General features: G+C 73.6%; 15 protein-coding genes. 6 read left to right on the forward strand and 9 right to left on the reverse strand.

Annotated features, from left to right (window positions below; genetic code table 11):
- Positions 1–163: 163 nt before the first annotated feature.
- From ACG83_RS11465 to ACG83_RS11475, 3 genes are all read right to left on the reverse strand, one after another.
- Positions 164–1,558, reverse strand: a complete 1,395-nt coding sequence (locus ACG83_RS11465) for a mannosyltransferase family protein (protein WP_054566112.1) — start codon at positions 1,556–1,558, stop codon at positions 164–166.
- The gene (locus ACG83_RS11470) at positions 1,555–3,471 is read right to left on the reverse strand and encodes a glycosyltransferase family 39 protein (protein WP_054566113.1); all 1,917 of its coding nucleotides are present in this window, start codon (positions 3,469–3,471) and stop codon (positions 1,555–1,557) included. The genes ACG83_RS11465 and ACG83_RS11470 overlap by 4 nt, the downstream gene beginning before the upstream one ends.
- 219 nt (positions 3,472–3,690) lie before the next feature.
- Positions 3,691–5,172 carry an NAD(P)/FAD-dependent oxidoreductase gene (locus ACG83_RS11475; protein WP_054566114.1) on the reverse strand — a complete coding sequence of 494 codons (1,482 nt, stop codon included), beginning with the start codon at positions 5,170–5,172 and terminating at the stop codon, positions 3,691–3,693.
- A 284-nt stretch (positions 5,173–5,456) separates the two neighbouring features.
- On the opposite strand from ACG83_RS11475, the gene ACG83_RS11480 reads away from it, so the two are divergent.
- The gene (locus ACG83_RS11480; RefSeq protein WP_054566115.1) at positions 5,457–7,115 is read left to right on the forward strand and encodes a hypothetical protein; all 1,659 of its coding nucleotides are present in this window, start codon (positions 5,457–5,459) and stop codon (positions 7,113–7,115) included.
- Here ACG83_RS11480 and ACG83_RS11485 read toward each other — a convergent pair.
- Both ACG83_RS11485 and ACG83_RS11490 read right to left on the reverse strand, forming a co-directional pair.
- Positions 7,073–8,965 (reverse strand): glycosyltransferase family 39 protein, encoded by a 1,893-nt coding sequence (locus ACG83_RS11485; protein WP_054566116.1) that lies wholly within the window; start codon positions 8,963–8,965, stop codon positions 7,073–7,075. The two genes, ACG83_RS11480 and ACG83_RS11485, sit on opposite strands and share 43 nt — an antisense overlap.
- 110 nt (positions 8,966–9,075) lie before the next feature.
- Positions 9,076–11,478 carry an AAA family ATPase gene (locus ACG83_RS11490; RefSeq protein ID WP_054566117.1) on the reverse strand — a complete coding sequence of 801 codons (2,403 nt, stop codon included), beginning with the start codon at positions 11,476–11,478 and terminating at the stop codon, positions 9,076–9,078.
- Positions 11,479–11,741: 263 nt separating this feature from the next.
- On the opposite strand from ACG83_RS11490, the gene ACG83_RS11495 reads away from it, so the two are divergent.
- The 4 genes from ACG83_RS11495 to ACG83_RS45985 all read left to right on the forward strand — a co-directional run bounded on the left by ACG83_RS11495 (position 11,742) and on the right by ACG83_RS45985 (position 16,165).
- Positions 11,742–12,572: a histidine phosphatase family protein gene (locus ACG83_RS11495; RefSeq protein ID WP_054566118.1), complete on the forward strand. Its 831-nt coding sequence runs from the start codon at positions 11,742–11,744 to the stop codon at positions 12,570–12,572.
- A complete protein-coding gene (locus ACG83_RS11500; RefSeq protein ID WP_054566119.1) occupies positions 12,569–13,432 on the forward strand; it encodes an SCO1664 family protein in 864 nt (287 codons plus the stop codon). Before ACG83_RS11495 ends, ACG83_RS11500 begins: the two co-directional genes overlap by 4 nt.
- Before the next feature lie 102 nt (positions 13,433–13,534).
- Positions 13,535–14,824: a cysteine--1-D-myo-inosityl 2-amino-2-deoxy-alpha-D-glucopyranoside ligase gene (gene mshC / locus ACG83_RS11505; protein ID WP_054566120.1), complete on the forward strand. Its 1,290-nt coding sequence runs from the start codon at positions 13,535–13,537 to the stop codon at positions 14,822–14,824.
- Positions 14,825–14,827: 3 nt separating this feature from the next.
- Positions 14,828–16,165, forward strand: a complete 1,338-nt coding sequence (locus tag ACG83_RS45985) for a DivIVA domain-containing protein (protein WP_200931302.1) — start codon at positions 14,828–14,830, stop codon at positions 16,163–16,165.
- Between the two features lie 35 nt (positions 16,166–16,200).
- Here ACG83_RS45985 and ACG83_RS11515 read toward each other — a convergent pair whose 3' ends face one another.
- Entirely contained in the window at positions 16,201–17,043 is an 843-nt protein-coding gene (locus ACG83_RS11515) for a PAC2 family protein (protein ID WP_006545928.1), read from the reverse strand.
- Positions 17,044–17,380: 337 nt separating this feature from the next.
- On the opposite strand from ACG83_RS11515, the gene ACG83_RS11520 reads away from it, so the two are divergent.
- Positions 17,381–18,067 (forward strand): HAD family phosphatase, encoded by a 687-nt coding sequence (locus tag ACG83_RS11520; protein WP_076829151.1) that lies wholly within the window; start codon positions 17,381–17,383, stop codon positions 18,065–18,067.
- Positions 18,068–18,153: 86 nt separating this feature from the next.
- Here the strand turns inward: ACG83_RS11520 and ACG83_RS11525 are convergent, their stop codons facing one another.
- The 3 genes from ACG83_RS11525 to ACG83_RS11535 all read right to left on the reverse strand — a co-directional run bounded on the left by ACG83_RS11525 (position 18,154) and on the right by ACG83_RS11535 (position 23,190).
- A complete protein-coding gene (locus tag ACG83_RS11525; protein ID WP_054566121.1) occupies positions 18,154–20,682 on the reverse strand; it encodes an ABC transporter permease in 2,529 nt (842 codons plus the stop codon).
- Positions 20,683–20,685: 3 nt separating this feature from the next.
- On the reverse strand, positions 20,686–21,858 hold the full coding sequence (locus ACG83_RS11530) for an ABC transporter ATP-binding protein (RefSeq protein ID WP_054566122.1): 1,173 nt from the start codon (positions 21,856–21,858) through the stop codon (positions 20,686–20,688).
- 249 nt (positions 21,859–22,107) lie between these two features.
- Positions 22,108–23,190 carry a PD-(D/E)XK nuclease family protein gene (locus ACG83_RS11535; protein WP_054566123.1) on the reverse strand — a complete coding sequence of 361 codons (1,083 nt, stop codon included), beginning with the start codon at positions 23,188–23,190 and terminating at the stop codon, positions 22,108–22,110.
- Positions 23,191–23,290: the final 100 nt, after the last annotated feature.

Genomic DNA, 23,290 nt, shown 5'->3' on the forward strand with positions numbered 1-23,290 from the left:
GCGACATTGGCCGGCCTGCCCGGCGGAATTTCGGACCAGCACGGAACGACCAGGCCACGGAAGTCCGGTGAGGCGAACGGTGGCGCGGCGACGGCGCGAGAAAACGACGCCGGCCCGGTCCGTCAGACGACGGCCCGGGCGCGGCGACGCCCGCCAGGGGACGTCAGGGCACGTACGAGAGCGTGAACGCGAGGGTCGCGTAGACGGTCATCGCCGCGGCGGAGACGGTGATCACGAACGTCCACACCTCGCGGCGGGCTGTGGCCAGGGCGGCAACGAGGAGGAACGGGAACGCGCCGTAGAGGTAGCGCTCGGAGGAGTCGAGGTTGCTGCCGGTCACGATCGCCAGCAGCACGAGCGTCGACCAGACCGGGTACGACACGGGCAGCCAGCGGAACATGACCACCAGGGCGAGCACGGCCAGCACCAGCCAGGGCACATGCAGGGCCGTGCCCAGCTCGCCGCTGGTCGCGCCGCGGGCCGCGTCGATGATCGTCGAAAGCGGGTTGGCGCTGCTGCCGTGCCGGGCCGCGTCACGTTGCATCGTCAGCGGGGCGAGCCCGTCACCGTGGGCGGACGCGGACCACAGCAGGTAGATCCCGGCTCCGGCCAGCGGGGCGACGAGCGCGCCGAGCCGGCCGGCCAGCTCACGCCCGCCGCCACCGGCAGGCCGGCCGCCAGCCTGCCCGCCGCCGGTCGTCGGCGGCGCGGAGGCGTCGGGCGCTCCGGGCGCTCCGGGTGGGAGCAGCGGGGTGGGCGGGCCCGGTGCTCCGGCAGGCCCCAGCCGGCCCAGCAGCGGGAGGCGCAGCCCGCGGGCCGCCTCGATCGCGACCGGCACGGCGAGCAGCAGGCCCAACGGCCGGCACAGGCCGCCGAGCAGCCCGGCGACGATCGCGATCTCCCAGCGGCGGGTCCGCGCCCCGAACAGGACCGCCGCGGCCAGCAGCCCCGCCAGCGCCTCGGCGTAGCCCATCACCAGCACGAAGGCGGGCGGCGCCAGCGCCCCGATCCAGATGACCCGGCGGGTCGTGTCGTCGTCGAAACCCTCGGCCCGCGCGACGCCGACCAGCACCAGGGCGAACGCGACGGCGATGAGGTTCACCAGGACGAGCAGCACGGCCCCGGCGTGGCCGCCCGCGCCGGGCAGGGCCGTGAACAGGCGGACCAGCAGGGGGAGCAGGGGGAAGAAACGCCGGCTCTCGTCACCGGCCCCGTCGTAGCCGTGCTCGGCGATGGTGAGGTACCAGCCGGCGTCCCAGCCGAGCAGGTCGGTCGTCGCAAGCGTGACGCCGCCGTCCTCGCTGGCGCTGTCCGCGATGAACCGGGTCAGCGCCAGCGCCGCGCCGACGACCACCCGTGCGGCTACCCAGGCGACGAGGACGTCCCGCAGATACCAGCGGCGGGCCCAGGCCCGGGCCCGTGCGGCCGACGTGCGGTCGCCACGGCTGACCCCGTGCCTGCCCCGGGCCGGCTTCTCCCGTCGCGGCTGCGGCGTCTCCCGCGTACCCGGAGGCTGCCGTGGCGCCTCCGGGTACGCGGGCTGGCGCGCTGCGGTCATGACACCCGGAACCGCAGCAGGGCGTAGTTCTCGTACACGCGGGCCGGAATGCCCTGCGTCATCACCTCGTCGGCCAGCGGGCGCTGCTCCTGCAGCGTCGTGCGCACCTGGGTGCAGAGCTCCTCGTAGGTCCGGTACGCGCCGGAGCCGGCCATGAACACGGTGTGTGATCCGGCCTCGGCCAGCGCACGCTCGGCGACCGCGACGCCGTTGGCCTTCTTGTTCCGCTCCTCGTAGTCGACCCAGTTCACCCGGTCGGGCGGTGCGTAGGTCGGGACCACGTAGACCTTGAGCCAGGAGGGCACGGTGCGGGCCAGACCCGGCCCGAGCTGGTCCGGGCACACCAGCAGGACGTCACCGGGCTTGGACAGCCGGGTGAGGACCGCGGCGGCCTCGCCGGCCTGGCTGCGTTCCCGCCGGACGTCGCTCGTCCCGGCGACGACGCCGATCAGCGCGGCGAGCACGACCACGCCGCGGAAGACCCGCCGGTCCGCCAGCATCGTGGCGCCGAGGCCGACCACGAGGAGGAACGGGACGAACGCGGTCGCCGTGTAGCGGTCGGCCCAGGCGTTGCCGACCGCCTTGCCGGCCGCCACCGCGACGATCAGGGTCCCGGTGGCGAGGAAGAACAGCGTGCGGCCCGGTTCGAGGCCCTTCAGGTCGAGCAGCATGAACCGGCCCCCGAGGGGACGTCCCGCGATACCGGCGGCGACCAGACCGGTCACGATGAACAGCAGCAGCCGTCCGAGGGTGGTCGGTCCACCGGCCCACTGCCCGTAGGCGTGGGTGACCGCGGCGAAGCTCGCCGGCTCCCCCCAGGGGGTGCCGGTGTGGGCCAGCTGGGAGAAGAAGTTCGACAGCCAGGGCGCGAACACCAGGCCCCCGGCGATCAGCCCGACCACACCGGCCAGCGGGCCACGCCGGTGCCACTGCGGGACGGTGCGGGTGGCACCCCCGGCCGCGTCGGCCAGCAGCTCGGCCGGGCTCGCGCCGGAGCGGGCACCACCACCCGCCGGATCCGCCGGCTGCGTCCCGGCGGTCGCCGGCGCCAGGCCGCCGGCCGCGTGCGGCATGCTCCCGGCCGCCGTGTGTGCGGGGTTCCCCGCCGCATGCGCCGGATTCCCCGCAGCCGGCCATCCGGGCACGGCAGCCGGCGCGGTCGCCGCAGGGGGGCGCGGCGCGCGTACGGCGCCAGGGCGGTGCCCACCCCGGCCACGCCCGGCGCGGGCGCGCCGGGTGGCCTGCGCCGCTGCGATCCGGGGCCGGATGATGATCAGCCCGATGAGCCACGCGCCGACCGTCAGCAGGACGTAGAGGCACCAGTAGTGCGTCAGCGCGAGACAGCCCGCGCACAGCGCGAGCAGCGCGATGTTCTTCACGGCGGGATCGCGCAGCACCCGTTCCAGAGCCAGCCCGCCCAGCGCCGTGAGCAGCACGATCAGGCTGTACATCCGGGTCTCGGTGCCGAAGTACAGCGCGAACGGGGAGGTCAGGTAGAGCACGACCGCGACCTTCGCGGCCCGCTCGCCGACCAGCTGGCGCCCGAGGAGGAAGATCGGCACCGCCGAGAGCAGGTTGATCACCGCGGACATCGCCCGCACCGCACCCGCGCCGTTGCCGAACAGGCCCACCCACCCGTGCAGGAGGATGTAGTACAGCGGCGGCGAACCGTCCTCCAGCAGCCCGTCCCACATCGTCGGGCCGGAGCCGGACAGGGGGAGGCGGGCGATGGCCACGCTCTGCGCCTCGTCGAGCCAGAGCGGCTGGCGTGCGCTGAAGCGCACCGCCACGGCCCCGGCGATGATCAGAACGAGCGCGGCCCGGAAGATCCGGTCCTCGCGGCCGGGTCGCGCCCCGACCCGTTCAGCCGGCTCGGAGGGGTTTTCCGCCGGCCGCACCGCGACGTCGGTCACGGTCAGTCCCTTCGGTGTGCCAGGGGTGCGGTGCGCGAGGGCCGGGGCTGCCCAGGCAGGCACCCGGCGCTCGCTCGCGCCCGTTGCTACTGGTGAACGTGGACGCGTTCACAATGACGCGTGACGCCGCGGGTCGGCCACGCGAAGGCAGGCGGCGGGCTCGTCGGGAGCCCCCGGCCGTGTCACGGAGGGAGTCCCGACGCCGCCGCCGCGCGTCGCCTAGGCGCGCTTCGAGGAGGACTCCTCGTGGTAGTCCTCCTCGACGTTGACCTCCCAGACGTCGTGGGACTTTCCGTCGATGATGTTCTCAACCGTCAGCATCGCGGTGAGCATCGAGTGGTCCTGGTTGTTGTACCGGTGCATACCGTTACGGCCGACCGGGTGGACGTTGGGAGCGTTGTCCTCGAGCCAGCCGCGGATGATGTCGACGTTCTTCTTGTACTCCGTGTCGTAGTACGGGTACGCCTTGGGCATCCGCACGACGTAGCCGGTCTCGACCTGGCCGGCGCGGACGAGGCCGAGCCGGGCCAGCTCCCGGGTGCCCAGCGCGATCAGGTCCTCGTCGGACGAGTTCCACATCTCGTCGCCCTCGAAGACGAAGTACTCCAGGCCCAGGCAGGTCTTGCCGTCCTTCACCAGGAACGGCGACCAGGACGAGAAGTTCTGGATGCGGCCGACCTTGACATCCGGGGAGTGGATGTAGATCCAGTTGTCCGGGAACCCGGCCGACTCGGGAACGACCAGCGCCACGGTGAGGAAGTCGCGGTACTTCAGGGCGTTCGCGGCGGCGAGGACGCGCGGCGGAACCGGCGGGTCCATCACGCGCACCAGCGAGGAGAAGGACATCGAGGAGATGAACTGGTCACCCGTGTACTGGTACTCGGTGCCGATGTCCGTCCGCGACGACTCCGGCGCGCCCGCGCCGGGCCCGTAGCCACCCGTGACCACCGTGGTGACACCGGTGGCCTTGCCGTTCTCGTGGTGGATCTTCTTGACCTTCTCCTCGAAGACGATCCGGCCACCCTGCTTGGTGATCTTGTCTGCGGCGGTCTCCCACATCATTCCCGGCCCGTACTTCGGGTACTGGAACTCCTCGATGAGGGAGGTGATGTCCGTCTGGTTGCGCTTCGGCAGCACCGCGTTGATGACGGCGTTGCTCAGGGACAGGCTCTTGATCCGCTGAGCGGCCCAGTCGGAGGGCATCTCGCTGACGGGAACGCCCCAGACCTTCTCGGTGTAGGTCTTGAAGAAGGTGCGGTAGAGCCGCCAGCCGAATCGCGCGACCAGCCAGTTCTCGTAGTTCGACTGGTCCTTCGGCGGGCGCACCCGGGCCGCCGCGTAGGAGCCGATGCAACGCGCCGCCTCCAGCACGCCCAGGCCACCCAGGGCGTTTCCTGGCTTCAGCGGGTAGTCGAAGAACTTGTTGTTGTAGTAAATGCGGCTGGAACGCGGCCGGAGCAGGAAGTCCTCATCCGGCAGAATCTCGTGCCACAGCTTCTCGACCTCGGGAACCTTGGTGAAGAAACGGTGGCCACCGATGTCGAAACGCCAGCCGTCCCGCTCGGCCGTGCGGCTGATTCCGCCGACCACCGAGTCACCCTCGATAATCGTCACGGGGATCTCCCGCTTCATCAGCTCCCAGCCGGCGGAGAGACCGGCCGGCCCGGCTCCGATGACGACTACCTCTGGCTTTTCGGTCACTGTGCCGGACCTCTCCTCAACAACATCGTCCGTGGTCAGTCGGGGGACGCACAGGCGGCGCGTTTCGCGCCCGCGGCTGGCTGGACCCCTCCCGGTGCCGGAACCTTCGCATCCGGCCTCCGGGGCAGTCTCGCATGGGAGTTACCGCCGCTTCACCGGACCCCCCGGTGGGGCGCCGATATCGGCCCGGCACACCTGATGCGGTGGGCCTTGCCCGGGCGGCGCCGCTCCAGTGTGCCTGACCTCGGCGGCCGACCCGCCGGGCGCTCTGGCATGGTGCGGACATGCCTCGCGCACTGCCCACCCCGCGTGCTCCGGAGCCGGCGCTGCTCCTGGCCGGCTGGTGCGGCTGCGCGGTGGGCATCAGCCTGTCGGACGGCAGGTACAGCCCCCTCGCGCTCGTCATGGTGCTGCTGGGCGCCGCCGCGGCCGTGGCCGCCCTCGCCGTTTCTCCGGTGGCGGGTCTCACACCGGGCGGCGGGTCCCCGACGTCGCGGCGCGGGTGGGGTGGCACGGCGGCACGGTTCGCCCCCCGGGCGGTGATCGTCCTGTGTGGCGTCGTTGTCGCGGCCGGCCCGCTCGTGCGTCACCCTCGCTACTACGCCGCGGGCCCGGCCGCGGCCGTGGCGGACGTCCTGGCGGCCGCCGCGGGGCTGCTCGCCGGGGCAGCACTGCTCAGCGCCGCCCGCACGGCCAGGCCCGCAGGTCCGGCCGGCGCGGACGCTGCGCGGTCCGGGTCCGGGTCCGGGGTGGGGGCCAGGGTGGGCCTGGGCCTGGGCCTGGCCGGGAGCCGGGGGCCGTGGTGGGCGCGGTCCTGGGTGTTCTGGGCGGTGCTCGGCCTCGCGGTCGCCGCCGGCGTCGCCACCATCGTCGCCGCGCCGCGGCCCCGGATCGACGTGTTCCACCTGCTGCAGGGCTCGACGTCAGGGCTGGCCGACGGCGAGAACATGTACCGCCAGCAGTGGGGGCCCGACCCGGTGACCTACGCCCACACCGCGGGCGGGCTCTTCGACGTCTACCCCTACCTGCCGGGCACCTCGCTGCTGCTGGCGCCGTTTCGGTGGATATTCGGTGACGTCCGGTACGGCCTGCTTCTGGCGGTTGCCTGCGCGGCGGTCATCGCCCGCCCACACGGCGCAGGGCACGGCACCGCGGGCCCGGGCACGGACATGTCCACCGGCACCGGCCCGCGCGTCACCCGGCTCCTTCCGCTCCTGCTCGTCGTGTTCCCGGAGTCGATGTACGCGCTGCAGCAGTCGTGGACGGAGCCGCTGCTCGTGGTGGCGCTCGCCGTGATGGTCCGGGCGGTCACCACCGGCCGCACCCGGCTGGCCGTGGTCGCCCTCGCGCTGGCGTTGGCCAGTAAGCAGCATGTGGCGCTGCTCCTGCCGGTCGCGGCCTGCTGGCCGGCCTTCGGCCCGCGCCGGGCGCTGGCGTCGGCCGGCCTCGGGCTGGCGGTGGTGGCGCCCTGGATCGTGACGGCACCGCGGGACTTCTTCGCCGACGCTGTCCGCACCAACCTCGACTACCCGGTGCTCGACCACTCGCTTTCGCTGCCGGGCTGGGCCCACCATTTCGGGATCACGCTCGGCTTCGGCGCGACCGCCGCCGTGCTGGCTGGCAGCTACCTGCTGGCCTGGCGGGCCCGCGGGGGCGCGGCAGGCTTCTGCGCGGGCTCGGCGGTGGTCCTGCTCGGGCTGGATCTGATGAACAAGCAGACCTTCTTCAACCACTACACGCTGCCGATGGCTCTGCTCGTCCTGGCGGCGACCAGCACGGCGGCCGCGCGGGGCCACCTCGTGGCCCCGCCGCAGCTCAGGGCGCGGCCTCGGCGTGCCGCGGACGGTCAGCGTGCCGCGGAGGGTCGGCGTGCCGCGGAGGGTCAGCGTGCCGCGGACGGTCAGCGCAGAGTGGAGAACCGCTCCAACGCCGCGCCCTCGTAAAGATTGCGCTTCTCGACCTGCAACGCACGGTCGCGCAGCGCCGCGAGCTGGTCGGAGACCACCGCGCAGGCACCTTCCAGGAATCGGTACCCATCGGCCCGCACGAGCAGCACGGCGTGGTCGGGCCCGGCGAGCCCGTTCACCTCGGCGGCGAAGGCCGCGCCGTTCGCGCGCTTCATCCGGTCCGCGTAGTCGACCCAGTCGACGAGGGCGGGGCCGGTCTCGTCGGCGTAGACGATCTCCCGGACGTCGATGTCGCCGCGGCGCACGATCGCCCGGTGCACCGCCGGGCCCAACTGGTCCGGGCAGTAGGCGACGACGTCGCCCGGCCGGGCGATCCGGGCGATCCGGTCGGCGATCTCACCGGCCTGGGTCCGTTCGGTGCGGGCGAGCTGGTACCCGCCGATCAGCCCGCTGACCGAGGCGATGACGAGCACGGCCACGAACGCGCGGTGAACAGGCAGGTGGGCGATGCCCAGCGCGGCCAGCAGGAGGCAGGCCGGCAGGGCGATGCCGGTGTACCGCTCCGCGTAGGCGCTGCCGCCGAACATGTTGACGAAGTAGGCCAGCACGAGCGGAACGAGCCAGATCGCCGCGAGGTACCGGCCCGGCGTGCGCCCGGAGATCTTGACGTGGAGCTCGCGGCCCAGGGGCCTGGCGGTGAGCCCGATCAGCGCGCCGCCGAGCAGGATGACGCCCAGCAGGGCCCCGGTCGACTGCGGCCCGGCCCAGTCGAAGACGGTGTCGAGCAGTACCTGAGCCTGCACCCGCGGTGCCCAGGGCGTCCCGGTGTGCAGCATCTGGAAGAGGAACACCGGCATCCACGGCGCGAAGAGCAACGCCGAGGCCGCCATCGCGGCGAACGCGCGCAGCGCCGGGCGGCGGTAGCCGGGCCGGCGCCGCGCCTGCACGAGCAGGAACGCCGCCACCGTGAACACCAGCAGGAACGTCCAGTAGTGCGTGTAGACCAGGGCGGCCGTCGCGAGTGTCAGCAGGGCCAGCCGAAACGGGCTGCTGCGGTTCAGCGCCCCGATCGCCGCGAACCCGAAGACCAGCACCAGCAGGACGACCAGCGAGTACATCCGCGCCTCGCTGCCGTAGCGGATCGCGTACGGCGAACAGGCGAAGAGCAGCAGGGCGGCGCGCCCGACGCGCTGTTCGGCTGTCGGCCCGCCGTTGCCGAGCGCGGTCGCGTAGCGGCCCACACGCCGCCCGGCCAGCCAGGCCAGCGGCAGCGTGGCGAGCGAGAGCACACCGGACAGGGCCCGGACGGCGACGTCGCCGTCACCGAACAGCGTGATCCACCCGTGCAGGAGAAGGTAGTACAACGGCGGCGAGCCGTCGTGGCGGAGCGCCTCGAGCAGGTCGGGCACCGACCGGGACGCGATCCCGACGGTCAGCGACTCGTCCAGCCACAGATGACTCGGCGTGGCGAAGCGGAGCACGGCACCGGTCACGACCGCCAGCAGCGTCCCGACGAGAACGAGCTGGGGTGCCGCGGCCACCGTCCACTGCCGGGCCAGCCCCAGCCCGGCCGCCCAGCGCTGCGACCACCCCGGTCGGACGCCCTCGGGAGCGGATCGCCGCGCGGACTCCCGCGGGTCGGCCGGCGTGGCGGCCTGCCTGACCGGCACGGCCTGCTCACCCGGCCCCGCCAGCTCGATCGGCACCCGCTGGGCGAGCACGGGACCGTGGGCGGGCGTCTCGGCCGCGGCCGGCGCCTCGCCCGTCTCGTGGGCCTCCAGAACCGGTGCCTGCCCCGGTTCCGAGCTGGTGCCCGGCGCCGAGGACGATTTCCCGACCTGCCCGGTCGGCAGGTCGTCAGGGCTCACCACCCGAACGCTACCCATTCGTGTGCCACGCGATCTTCGTCAGGTCGGGTTCGGCGCCCCGCGACAGCTTCATGACAGGTTTCCTGGCAGTCCTGTGCCCCATGACGTGTTCCTCATGACGGGCTGCCTCATGACGATCCCGCCCGCGTACCGGCCTGCGCCGGTACGGCCAGCGCGTCGGCCCGGCTGCTCGGGCCGCGCCGGCCGCTCTCGTTCGGCGTGTCGTCGGCCGGCAGCTCGTCGGTGTCGTCGTAGGCGTCCTCGTCGTCGTCCACACCCGGGCCGAAGGGGTCGACCGAGCCACCGGCCAGCAGCGCGGGCAGCAGCGTCGCCCGCCGCCGCCCGCCGGCGTCACGCACCGCCGCGCGCAGCGCCGGGCCGTTCACCGAGACGATCGAGAGATGACTGCGGGCCCGGGTCATCGCCGTGTAGACCAGCGGGCGGTTCAGCATGCGACCGGCCTCCGGGGGGAACACGCCCACCACGGCGGCCCACTCGCTGCCCTGGGCGCGATGCACCGTGACGGCCCAGCCGTGCCGCAGGTCCACCACACCGTGCGACGGGATGTCGAGCTCCCCGCCGGGGAAGGCCACCCGCAGCGCGCCCCGCTCACCGAGCGCCACGACGACGCCGATCTCGCCGTTGGCGAACCCCAGGTCCAGATGGTTCGCCGTCGCCACGACCCGGTCGCCCACATCGAACCCGGAGACCTCACCGGGGCCGGGGTTGAGCGCCTTCTTGAGCGCGGTGTTCAGCGCGGTGGTTCCGGCCGGCCCGCCGTGCACCGGGGTCACGACCTGCACCTCGGCGGACGGGATGCCCAGCGCCCGCGGGATCGAGTCGGTGACGAGCTGGACGACCCGGTGGGCGGCCTCACCGGAGGTACGCGCCGGCACGACGACGACCTCGCGGCCGGGGCCGCTGGGCGGCGGAGGCAGCTCGCCCTGGCGGACCGCCGCGGCCATCGTCGCGATCGCGCCACCGTCCGCCTGCCGGTAGAGCCGGGTCAGCTCGGTGACGGGAACGATCTCGGACTCCAGCAGGTCGGCGAGCAGCTGGCCCGGCCCGATGCTCGGCAGCTGGGCGGGATCACCCACGAGAAGGAGATGGGTGCCGTCCGCGCACGCGTCCAGCAGCGCCGCGCCGAGCTCGGCGTCGACCATCGAGGTCTCGTCGACGACCACCAGGTCCGCCTCGAGCGGGTTGTGCTCGTCGCGGGTGAAGCCACCGCCGCGGCCCTGGGCACCGAGCAGGCGGTGCAGGGTGCTGGCCGGGGCGCCGCACAGCTCCTCCAGCCGCTTGGCGGCCCGCCCCGTCGGCGCGGCGAGCGCCACCTCCACTCCGGCGGCCTCGGCCAGCCGGACGACCGCGGCCACGGTGCGGCTCTTGCCCGTACCGGGACCGCCGGTCAGCACGCTGACGCCGGCCTCGAGCGCGGTGCGCGCGGCCCGCAGCTGGATCTCGTCCAGACCGGCGACGGCGTGGTCAGCGGCGGCACCCTGGTCCACCGACCCGCCCCGTGGGCCGCCGGCCGCACCGGGTGCCGCCGGGCCGGCCGCACCGTCGCCGTGGCCGCCGTCGCCGACCTCGCTCCCGCTCCCGGTGCCGGCCTCGTCGCCATCGGTACCGTCGCCATCGGATTCGTCGTCGTCGGCGTAGTCATCGTCGAACATCGACCGGGGCTCCGGCGCCGGGAGTTCGGAGGCGGCGCCGCCGGAGGGCGTGAGTGCCGGTTCCCCGGGCGACCCGGAGGCCGCCCGCCGGCGCCGCCGGGCCTGGCCGTCCTCGCCGTCGGCGCGCAGGGGCTCTGCCGTCGCGAGCAGGCGTTCCACCCCCTCGGCGATCGCCTGCTCGGCCATCGCGAACCGCTCCAGGGCCACCCGGTCGTCCACCTGGACCACCCGGCCGACCTCGAGTGCGCTGGTCAACGCCGTCAGCGGGTCGGTGACCCCCTCACCTGCCGCGGCCCGGGACACGGCCGCCACCTCGGCGGCGGTGTCACCGGCCCGGCTGGCGGCCCGGCCCAGCAGGTGGGTGACGACCGCCGGGCCACGCCGTGGGTCGGTGCGGCCCAGCCCGAAGTGACGGGCGAAGCGGTCGGCGTCCCCGAGCTCGGCCTCACCACCGTCCAGCAGTGACCAGGGGTCGGCGCGCAGCGCGTCGACCGCCGCGGGGCCCAGCGCCTCGCTCAGGCCGCGCGCGAGCCGGGCCGGCAGCCGAGCCGCGATGAGCAGCTCCACCGCGGCGTAGGTGGCCTCGGCCGCGCGGAACGTGTCGAGCAGGCGCCGGGCCCGCGGCCCGGAGACACCGGGCACCGCCGACAGCCGGGCCAGGTCGACGTCCGCCCGGCCTTCGATGCCGGCCTCGCCGAGGCGGCCGGCCGTCGTCCGGCCCAGGCCCGGCCAGAGACCGGCGGCGCAGAAGGCCGCGAAGACGACCCCGTCGTCTGGACCCGTGCCCGCCGCGGGCGAGGCCGGCCCGCCAGGGTCGGCGGTGGGCGCAAGCGGGATGTCGACGGCGTCTTCGGGCATTGCCGAAGCGTAACGACGGCGTCGGGAGCTCCGGGTACGCCCGCTCGGTAGCGTGGTGCGGTAGGTGGTCCGCGGGTGGTCCGATCACGCGTCGTGACGTCGGCCTCTGGCCGGCGGGCACGTCACGTCTGACCTGGTGCGTGTGTCCGGCCTGGCAGCCGCCGGCCGGTGCTCGGCACCGGCAGCCCCACCCGTGTGCCTGCCGGTGTCCGCTGGTGTCCGCTGCGGGTACGCGCCCCGCACTGGTGAAGGAGAAGTCAGGGTTGACCACAGTCCTGCTGGTCCGGCACGGTCTCACCGAGGTCACCGGCAAGATCCTGCTCGGCTGGACTCCCGGCGTCGGCCTCGACGACCGGGGCCGGGCGCAGGCCGCCGCGCTGGCCGATCGCCTCGCGGAGATCCCGCTGGCCGCGATCGTGTCCAGCCCGCTCGACCGCTGCCAGCAGACCGCCCAGGCGATCGCCGAGCGCCGTCCGGCGGGGCCCGCCGCCGCGGGCGGGCGCCAGCCCGTCCAGACCGACGACCGGGTCGGGGAGTGCCACTACGGCGACTGGACGGGGCAGGAGCTCGCCGTGCTGGCCCGCGACCCGCTCTGGAAGATCGTGCAGAGTCAGCCGAGCGCCATCACCTTCCCGGGCGGCGAGGCGCTGCGCGACACCCAGGCCCGCGGGGTCAACGCGGTGCGCGAGTGGAACGCGCGGCTCGGGCCGGACGCGACCTGGCTGCTGTGCTCACACGGTGACGTGATCCGGACCGTGGTCGCCGACGCGCTCGGCATGCATCTGGACATGTACCACCGGATCACCATCGATCCGTGCTCGCTGACCGTGGTGCGCTACGGCGAGCACCGCCCCTTCGTCCGGCGGATCAACGACATCGGCGGCTCCGTGACCGATCTCCTGCCGGCACCCGCCGCCCCGGTGCCGTCCGCCGGCGCGGTCGCGGAGGGCGGGTCGGGGGCCGACGGCGCGTCGGCCGCACCGGGCGAGGACGAGATCATCGGGGGTGGCGCCGGGGTGGCCCCGGTGGCGAGGGCCGCATCGGGCGGGCACCCGTCCCCCCAGCAGCCGCCGGCGGCGAGACTAGAGCCGTGAGCATTTCCGCGGCCGGTCCCGATCCGGGAGAGGGCCCTGCGCTGGATCCGCTCGACAGCGGCGGGCTGGACGCCTCGCAGGCGCTGGAGCTGCTGCGGTCCGGCGAGCTGGAGATCACCGGCCGGCTCGTCGACGCGAGCAACGCGACCCTGCTGTGCGAGATCCGCCTGGACTGCGCGGTCGCGGATGTCGTGGACGTCGAGGCTGGTGCCGGTGCCGGTGCCGGTGCGGATCCCGGTGGTGATGGTGCCGGCCGGGTCACCAGCGCGCGGTGTGTCTACAAGCCGGTGCGCGGCGAGCGTGCGCTCTGGGACTTCCCCGACGGCACACTGGCCGCCCGGGAGCTCGCGGCCTACGAGATCTCCGAGGCGATGGACCCGGGCATCGTCCCGCCCACGGTGATGCGTCCGGGCCCCTTCGGTGAGGGCATGGTGCAGCTCTGGATCGACGTCGACACGACCGTGGACCTGGTGGAGCTGACCCGTTCGGACGATCCGCGGCTGCGGCGCATCGCACTGTTCGACGCGGTCATCAACAACTCGGACCGCAAGGGCGGGCACCTGCTGCCCGCGCCGTCCGGCCGGGTCTACGGCATCGATCACGGTGTGACGTTTCACACCGACGACAAGCTGCGCACCCTGCTGTGGACCTGGCGGGGGGAACGGTTGACCGCGCGGGAGTGCGCCGTGCTCCGTGGCCTGAGCGAGTCCCTCGGAGGCGATCTGGGTGAGCGTCTGACGCCTCTGCTCACCACCGCGGAACTGGCTGCGCTCCAGGCGAGGGTCGAGCGGCTGCTGGCCCGGCGCCGCTTCCCGATGCCGTCCGCGGACTGGCCGGCCATACCCTGGCCGCCCTTCTGATCAGCGGCGCGCTTTCCGACCGGCCGGGTGGTGCGTCCCGGTCTCGGGCGAGCCGGCCCAGCTTGTCCCGCAGCCCGCTTCGGCGCGGTTACCCTGACACGCATGTACGCGTGGCCCTCTCCCCAGCTTCCCAGGCTTCCCGGACAGGGTCGCGACCTGCGTGTCCTCGACACGGCGAGCGGACGGGTCCGGGCGCTGCGGCCGGGTCCGACGGCCAGCCTCTACGTCTGTGGGATCACCCCCTACGACGCCACGCACCTGGGCCATGCGTTCACCTACCTCACCTACGACCTGGTGCAGCGGGTGCTGCGCGACGCCGGCCACGAGGTGCGTTACGTCCAGAACGTGACGGATGTCGACGACCCGCTGCTGGAGCGCGCCGATCGCGACGGCATCGACTGGCGTGACCTCGCCCGCCGCGAGATCGACCTGTTCCGCTCGGACATGACCGCGCTGCGCGTCCTGCCGCCCGACCACTACGTCGGCGTCGTCGAGGCCGTGCCGCTCATCGTCGAGATGATCGGCCAGCTGGTCGAGCGGGGGGCGGCCTACTCGGTCGAGGGCGACCTGTACTTCTCGGTGTCCTCGGCGAAGGAGTTCGGCGAGGTCGCCGGGCTGAGCCCGGCGCAGATGCTGGCGCTGTCCGCCGAGCGCGGCGGCGACCCGGGCCGGCCGGGCAAGAAGGACCCGCTGGACCCGCTGCTGTGGCGCGCCGAGCGGCCGGGGGAGCCGTCCTGGCCGTCGCCGTTCGGCCCGGGCCGGCCGGGCTGGCATGTCGAGTGCTCCGCCATCGCCCGCCACCATCTGGGCGCCCCGATCGACATCCAGGGCGGCGGCAGCGACCTCGTCTTCCCCCACCATGAGTGCAGCGCCGCGCACGCCGAGGTCGCGGGGGGCACGGCGCCGTTCGCCCGCGCCTACGTACACACGGCCATGGTCGGCCTCGACGGCCACAAGATGTCGAAGTCCCGGGGGAACCTGGAGTTCGTCTCGCGGTTGCTGGCCGGCGGCGCGGACCCCGCGGCGATCAGGCTGGCGCTGCTGCATCATCATCACACCGTGGAGTGGGAGTGGACGCCCGCGGACCTGCCGGCCGCCGACCTGATGGTGCGGCGGTGGCGGGCCGCGGCGGCACTGCCCGCACCCACCGCGCCGGACGCCGGCCGGCTGCTCGCCGTGGTCCGGGAGCGGCTGGCCGACGGACTCGACGCACCGGGAGCCGTCACCGCCGTCGACGAGTGGGTGACGGCCGCGCTCGGTGCTGGCGGTGCCGGTGTGGGCGCTTCGGGGGCATCGGGGGGAACAGACGTGACGGAGTCGGTGACCGTCCGCGATATCGTCGATGCGTTGCTCGGTATTGATCTTGGTTCGGGCCTACCGAGAGGAACGTAGCCGATGGGGGCGCACCACCGCCGGGAAGAGTCCGGCGCCGGCATGGAGCGGCCGACGTTCGACGAGGTCGCCCAGGGATACGACCGCCGCCAGGTCGACGACTACGTCGGTGTCCTGTGGCGGTACGCGAGCGAGGTGACGTCCCGGCTGGCGGCGGCGGAATCGGCACTGCGTCACGAGCGTGACCGCCAGGAGGCCCAGGCCCGCCTCGCCGAGGGCGTCCCCGCGCAGGCGGGCGGGCGGATCGGGCTCATGCTCGAGATCGCGCAGCGGGAGGCGGACGACATCCTCGGCGCGGCCCGTCAGATCGCCCAGTCGGCGCTGGCGGAGGCCGTCGCCGAGGCCGGCGCCAACCATCCGATCGTGCGCGAGGCCCGAGAGCAGGCGGAGAAGCTCCTGCTCGACGCGGTCGAGGAGAGCCGCCGGCTCGCGCTCACCCGACACGAGGACCTCGAGGCCGAGATCGCCCGCGGCACGCACTCGCTGGACGCGCTGCGCCGCCAGCAGGGTGAGATCGTCGGCGCCGTCCTGCGGCTGCGCCGCCTGCTCGGCGAGGACGAGATCGACCGTGCCGTCACCGATCTCGTCCGTTCCGGGCTCGCACCCGAGGGCCTGGCGGGCCACGTCGGCCACGACACCGGCGCCGCGGCAACCGGCGGTGCCGCCACCGGCGCCGCGGCGGCAGGTTCCGCCGGCACCGGTGGCTCCGCCGGCACCGGTGGCTCCGCCGGCACCGGTGGTTCCGCTGGAGCCGCTGGGACGGCCACCACGGGGAGAGCCGCCACCGGGACGGCTACCGCAGCCACCGCCGCCCCAGCAGCCCCGCAGCCGGGAACGGGTGGTCCCGGCGCGGGTTTCGCCACCGACGGCTACGTGGGCGCGCAGGCGGCCGCCCCGTCCGGGTTCGCGGTGGGGGGAGTCCGGCACGCGACGGCAGGCGGGCGCGCGGGCCCGGCCGCGGCCGCCCGCCGCGGCCGGCACCGCCAGCAGCGCGATGTCGCCGACGCCGAGCCCTACGCGGCGGCGGACTCCTACGCGGCCACCGACCCGTACGCGGCGGCGGACTCCTACGCGGCCACCGACCCGTACGCGGCGGCGGACCCGTACGCGGCCACCGACCCGTACGCCACGGCGGACCCGTACGCCGCGACCGGCCCGTACTCGACTCCCGGCCCGCGCTCCGCTGGCAACCCGAGTTCGGCGGCGGGCACCGCCGGCGGATTCGTACCCGCGGGCGCGCAGGGCCGTGGCCCGGCGACCGGCGCGGTGCACATGCCTCCGGCAGGTCACCGGCCGGCGCGCGAGGAGGACATCATCGACGCCGAGATCGTCGAGGAGTGACCTCGCGCCCGCCGCGGCGGGCGCGAGGTGTGCGGTTATTCGCCCCGCCTGCGCAGGTAACGCTCGAACTCCCGGGCGATGGCGTCGCCACTCGCCTCCGGCAGGGCGGTCTCCGGCTCGCGTGACTCCAGCGAGCGGACGTACTCGGCCACCTCGGAGTCGCCGGCGGCGAGCTCGTCCACCTGCCGTTCCCAGGCCTTCGCCTTGTCGGGCAGCTCGCCGAGGGGGATCTCCATGTCGAGGAGGTCCTCGACCCGGCGCAGCAGGGCCAGCGTCGCCTTCGGGCATGGCGGGTTCGCCACGTAGTGCGGCACCGCCGCCCAGAACGACACCGATGCCAGCTCCGCCCGGGAGCAGGCATCGGAGAACACCCCGACGATCCCGGTCGGCCCCTCGTAGCGGGACGCCTCCAGCCCCAGCCGGGCAGCGGTCGCCGGATCCCCGGCGGTGCCGCTGATCGGAACGGGGCGAGTGTGCGGAGAGTCGGCGAGCAGGGCACCCAGCGTGATGACCATGTCGCTGCCCAGCGCGTGGACCGCCTCGATCAGCTCGTCGGTGAACCCCCGCCAGCGCATGTTCGGCTCGAGCCCACGCACCAGCACGAGGTCGGAGTCCGACTTCGCCGGCCGGGCGACCGACAGCCGGGTCGTCGGCCAGGCGATCTTGCGTGAGGCGCCGTCGGTGCCGCTCACCGTCGGCCGGTTCACCTGGAAGTCGTAGTAGTCGTCGGGGTCGATCGCACCGATGACCCGAGCGCCGAAGACGTTCTCCAGGTGCTCAACGGCAGCCGACGATGCGTCGGCGGCGTCGTTCCAGCCCTCGAAGGCGGCCACGACCACCGGCGACCGTAGCTGGCCGACGCCGGAGAACTCGATCACCTACCACCTCCTGCCGCCACCTGGCGGCCCCCAGTCCCCGTAACAGGGCAACGGTACGTCCTCGCCGAGTGCGAGAACGTCTGTCGTCCAGTCTGCCGCGTGATCGCAACCTCCGCCTCAAGGGCGCCGAACAACCCCGGCCCGGGGGCCGTCACCGGCCCCGGGTGTTCCACAACGTCATGTCCCGTCGGAGAGGGTATGCCGCACAGGCGCCACCCGGGTGACGACGGGTCACCGCGGGGCTCCCCGGTGGCCCGCGGGCGGCCTTTCGACCCGGTCCCGGTACCCTTCCGGAAGCGTCCCAAGCGGCCGCGGACCTTTCGGAGGACGACATCCTGTGAGTGATTTGCCGGCGGCGGTTCTGCTCGACATGGACGGTCTGCTGGTCGACACCGAGCCGTTGTGGACGATCGCGGAGCACGAGGCGGCCGCGCGCCTGGGCCGGGAGTTCACCCCCGAGATGAAGCAGGCCATGATCGGGCACGGTATCGACACCGCCGTCCCGATCATGCTGGAGATGCTGGGAGCCCCGGCCGCGGAGGAACCCGCGACCGCCGAGTTCCTGCTGCGCCGGTCGGCCGAGCTCTTCCGGGAGCCGGGGGCGATCATCCCCCAGCCGGGCGCGCCGGAGCTGCTGGGTGTCCTCACCGCCGCGGGTGTGCCGACCGCGCTGGTCTCCTCCTCGTTCCGGTCCCTGGTGGACCCGGTGGTCGCCCTGCTCGGCGCGCGGCACTTCACCGTGACCGTCGCCGGCGACGAGGTCGAGCGGCGCAAGCCGCACCCCGACCCGTACCTGGCCGCCACTCGGCTGCTCGGCGTCGACCCCGCCGCCTGCGTCGTGCTGGAGGACAGCCTCACCGGCGCGGCCGCCGGTGTCGCCGCCGGCTGCGTGACGGTTCTCGTGCCGTCGATGCCGCTCCCGCCCGGCCAGGACCTCCCGCCCGTCCAGGCCCGGGTCGCCAACCTGCACGAGGTCGACCTGGCGCTGCTCGCCGGCCTCGTCCGGCGCTCCGACGTCACCTGACCGCGCACCGGCGTCAGGTGACGTCGTACCGGCGTACCGGCCTGACGTACGCCTGACGGCCTCACCACGGTCACGGCGATCATCGGTCAGGTCGAGGCGATCGCGCGCAGGATGTCCATCCGGGCCGCGCGGCGGGCGGGGAAGACGGCGGCCAGCACGCCCAGCAGCGCCCCGACGATCATCACGGCGATGATGGTGCCGACGGGATAGGCGAAGGTGCTCACGCCCTGGCTCTCCAGGGCCCCGGTGAGCGCCCAGCCGAAGAAGCTGCCGACGACCACTCCGAGCACCGCGCCGAAGATCGCGATGATCACGGACTCGACGATCACCATCAGCCGCATCTGCGGCCGGGTCATCCCGATCGCGCGCAGCATGCCGATCTCGCGAGTGCGTTCGATCACCGACAACGCGAGGGTGTTCACGATGCCGAACAGTGCGATGACCACGGCCAGGGCGAGCAGGACGTAGACGAACCCGAGCAGCTGGTCGACCTGTTTCTCCTGCTCGGCCACGAACTCGCTCTGGTCGTTGACCTTCAGGTTGGCGTACGGCTTGACGACCTTGTCGATCTCGGCTCGCACCGCGGCCGGGTCGGCGTCGTCGGCCCTCTGGACCATCACGAACAGATCCAGGTTGTTGCCGGAGTGCTTCTCGTAGTCGCCGGTGGTGATGAGGACCGGACCGGCGATCGTGCTCTCCTCGTAGGTTCCGACCAGGGTCAGGTTCGTGGTGCCGTCGGGGAACGTGACCGGTACCGGCGCGCCGACCCGCAGGCCCTGCTCCTGGGCGATCTTCTCGTCCATCAGGACCGAACCGTCCCCGAGTGCGCTGAGGTCGCCGTCGACCTGCTTGATCGCCAGCAGCTGGCGCAGGCCCGCGGGATCGCCGGCGGTGACGGACGACGTCTTCGACCCCAGCTTGATCGCGGTGCTGCGCACGCCGCTGGAGGTGGCCACACCGGGCAGGTCCTTCAGGCCCTTGGCGACCTCCGGACTGAAACTGGCGTAGTTCTCCCCGAACACGTAGAAGTCGGCGCCGAGGCTGCTCGACACCGTCTCCCGCACCGACTCCTTGATGGACTGCCCGAGGACGGCGAACGCGCTCACCAGCGCGAGGCCGATCATCAGCGCCGACGCGGTGGACGCGGTGCGCCGCGGGTTGCGGATCGCGTTCTCCTGCCCGATCCGGCCGCTGGTCCCGAACAGCGCACGCAGCGGCATGCCCACGATCCGCGTCACCGGCGGGGCGAGCAGAGGGGAGAGCGTGGTGATACCGAGGAAGACGAAGGCGGCGCCGGCCCCGACGACGGTCGCGTTCGCGGACTCGCCCGTGGTCAGCCCGGCCACGACCATGATGGCGCCGAGCCCGGTCAGGACACCGCCGGCGATCGCCCGGGTACGCAGCGACCTGGTGGGCAGCACGTAGGTCTCGCGCATCGCGGCCACCGGCGGCACCGTGGCCGCCTTGCGGGCGGGCACGAACGCGGCGGCGCTGGTGACCAGCAGCCCGATGAGGTAGGCGACGAGGATCGTCCGGGCCTGGAACACCAGGCTGCTCGAGGGCAGCGACACCCCGAACGCCCCCACGGCCGCCCGCAGCCCCACCGCGAGCAGCGCTCCGAGCGCAAGCCCCACGGTCGCGCCGATGAAGCCGACGATCAGCGCCTCGAGCTGGACGGAGAGCTGGACCTGGCCGCGGCTGGCGCCGATCGCGCGCAGCAGCGCCAGCTCGCGGACGCGTTGCGCGACCAGCATCGTGAAGGTGTTGAAGATGATGAACGCGCCGACGAACATCGCGATGCCGGCGAAGACGAGCAGGAACGTGGAGAAGCCTCCGATGGCGTCCTGCACGGCGCTCGCGCTCTCCTCGGCGAGGGCGGTGCCGGTGATCGCCTCGATGCCGGCGGGGAGCACCGCGGCGACCCGCTGCCGCAGCTCCTCCTGGGTCAACCCGCCGGCCGCCGCGAGGTTGATCGAGGTGAACCTGTCAGGGGCGAGCATCAGGCGCTGCGCTGTGGCCGTGTCGAACACGGTGACGATGGCGCCGCCCATGCTGTCCTCGCCGCCGATGCGGAACGTGCCGGCGAGGGTGAACTCCTCCGGGTTCGCGGCGGTCTGCACGGAGAGCTTCTGCCCGAGGGTGAGGTGGTACTTGTCGGCGGTCGCCTTGTCGACGGCGATCTCCTGGCCGGTCGGGGCGTGACCGTCGGCGATCGTCTCGGCGCTGGTCGGGGAGTCGCCGCTCCAGTTCACCCCGATGCCCGGCGCTCCGCCGCTCGAGAACGGATCGCCCGTCGCGGGGTCGATCAGCGTCGCCGTCCCGCGGACCACGCCGTTCGCGGCCGCGACCCCGTCGACCTTGGCCAGGGTCGGCACCAGCGAGGCGTCCACCGGGCGCCGGCTGTTCATGTCCTGGTTGCCCACCGCGTTGACGGCGCGGACCGAGACGCTGACGTTCTTGTTGATGTCGGTGAAGAGGGTGTCGAAGGTGCGGTTCAGGGTGTCTGTCAGGACCAGCGTGCCGGTGACGAAGCTGACGCCCACGACCACCGCGAGGACGGACAGCATCAACCGGACCTTGCGGGCCAGCAGGCTCCGCAGCGTCGCGCGCAGCATCCCTCAGGACCACCCACCCGGCTGGGGCCGGCCGATCGCCGGCCCACCGGGGCGACCCCCGCGCGGGTCCGGGCGGCCGAAGTCGACGGGAGCCGTGTCCGTGGGGCCCGGTGCCGCGTAGCCGGACACGCCGCGATCGGCGGGGCCACGGTCGGACCCGCTGTGGTCGGACGCGCTGTAGTCGGACGCGCTGTAGTCGGACCTGCTGTGACCGGCCGCGCCGTAGCCGGGCGTCAGATCGCCGGGGTACTCGTCATCCGGGGCGTCGTAGTCACCGTGGTCGGCGTCGACGGGGGTCCGCTGGGGGCGCGCGGACCGTGGCCGAGGCGGCCCGCCGTCGAACGGCCCGTCGTCGAACTCGGTGTCCGGGTGGGCGCCGGCACCTCCGCGGGCGAGCGCGTCCAGGTTCTTCATCCGGTCCAGGACGGCGTCCGGGGTCGGTTCGGCCATCGCGTCGACCAGACGACCGTCCGCGAGGAAGATCACCTCGTCGGAGTACGAGGCGGCCGTCGGGTCGTGGGTGACCATGACCACGGTCTGACCCAGCTCACGCACCGAGTCGCGCAGGAACGACAGGACCTCCGCACCGGACTGCGAGTCGAGGTTGCCGGTCGGCTCGTCGGCGAAGATGATCTCTGGCCGGGTGACGAGCGCGCGGGCGCAGGCGACCCGCTGCTGCTGCCCTCCGGAAAGCTCCGGTGGGCGGTGGCCGAGCCGCTTCTCCAGACCGACGGCCTCGACGACCATCCGCATCCACTTCTTGTCGGGCCGGCGGCCCGCGATGTCCAGCGGCAGGGTGATGTTCTCGGCCGCGGTGAGCGTGGGCAGCAGGTTGAACTGCTGGAAGATGAAGCCGATCCGGTCCCGGCGAAGCTGGGTGAGCTGCCGGTCGCCCAGGCGGGAGAGATCGATATCCCCGATGAAGACCCGCCCGGAGGTGACCGGGTCCAGGCCGGCGAGGCAGTGCATCAGGGTGGACTTGCCCGAGCCGGACGGGCCCATGATCGCGGTGAATCTGCCGTAGGGGAAGGTCAGGTCGATACCGCGCAGGGCGGTCACCGCGGTGGGGCCAGAGCCGTAGACCTTGGTGAGCCTGGAGGCGCGCGCGGCTGAGCCCTGCCGGCGGCCGGAGCCACGGCGGGCGGGCGGGTGGTCCGATGCGGGGCGTCGGGCCATTGCGTTCCTCCAAGTCGCGTACTACGTCACCGGCCGGCGGGTGCTGCCCGTGCGGCGCCTCCGGTCCGGGGGCTCCGAACGAACAACGCGGAAGGTAAGATCAACATCTTTCCGCCTGACATGTTCGCAGCTGACGGTAACCGGCCCGGCCTTGGGCCGTACTGCCGGATATTCCGGACATGCTCCCACCGGTCACGCCGGGTGACCACACCGCGGGTGTGGACCGCTCCCGACTGCGCCGTCCACCGGTCAGCCATCGGCCTCACACACCGCGGGCGCGCCGTCGTCGACCGGCACCTCGGCCACGCTTTCCGGCAGCGGCGGAGGCGTCCCGCCGAAGGCCGGGCAGCGCACCTTGTGGTCGCACCAGTCGCACAGCCGGCCCGGGGTCGCCCGCCAGTCGCCCGTGCTGTGGGCGCGCGCGATGGCCGCCCACAGCGCCTCGATCCGGCGTTCCGTCGCCCGCAGCTCGGCCTCCTCCGGAGCGGCCCGCAGCCAGGTGCGGTCGCCCAGGTAGTACAGCCGCAGCTCCCGCGGCAGAACGCCACGGGAACGCCACAGGACCAGGGCGTAGAAGCGCATCTGGAACATCGCCGCGCCCTCGAACGCCGGGCCGGGAGACCGCCCCGTCTTGTAGTCGATGACGCGCAGCGCGGTGCCCTGCGGTGTCTGCGCCTCGTCCAGACGGTCGACGTAGCCGCGCAGCCGCAGGCCGGACCCGAGAACGTGCTCGACGTACAGCTCGCGCGCCGCCGGCGCGAGCCGGCGAGGGTCCTCCAGGGTGAAGTAGCCGGCGAGAAGGTCGCGGGCGCTGTCCAGCCAGGCCGCCAGCGCGGTCGGATCGGTGAACAGGCCGCCCAGCGACGCGTCCCGCGCCAGCAGGTCCGCCCAGACCGGCTCGACCAGGCCCGCCGCCGCCGGCTGGGTGCGCTCGCGGGCGGGGAGATCGAACAGCCGCTCGAGCACCCCGTGCACCACCGTGCCGCGGGTCGCCGCCTCACTCGGCGGTTCGGGGATCCGGTCGATCACCCGGAAGCGGTAGCGCAGCGGGCAGTTGACGAAGTCGGCGGCCCGAGAAGGCGACAGCGAGGCCACCGGACGGGGGCCCTGCGACGGAACCGACGGAGCCGCCGGATCCCCGGCCCGGCCGGGCCGCCCGCCGAGCTGCCCGGGAGAACGACCCTCGGCGCCCCGGCCGGCGGCACCCGGCGTGCCGGACACCGGCCTCGCCGCCGCCGATCCCTCGGCCGCCGCCACCTCCGCCGCCGGGGCATCGGTAGCCGGTGCGTCGGCAGCCGGAACAGGTGGGGCGGAGGCCGGTCCTGTGCTCATGGGTCCGACCCTAGAACGCCCCACCGACACGATCGGTCCCGGCTCGTGCCGGTGCCGGCCGCGGTGTCCCGAACGACCGTGGCGCCAGCCCTGTCCGCGA

Source organism: Frankia sp. R43, from assembly GCF_001306465.1.
Classification (GTDB): Bacteria; Actinomycetota; Actinomycetes; order Frankiales; family Frankiaceae; genus Parafrankia; species Parafrankia irregularis.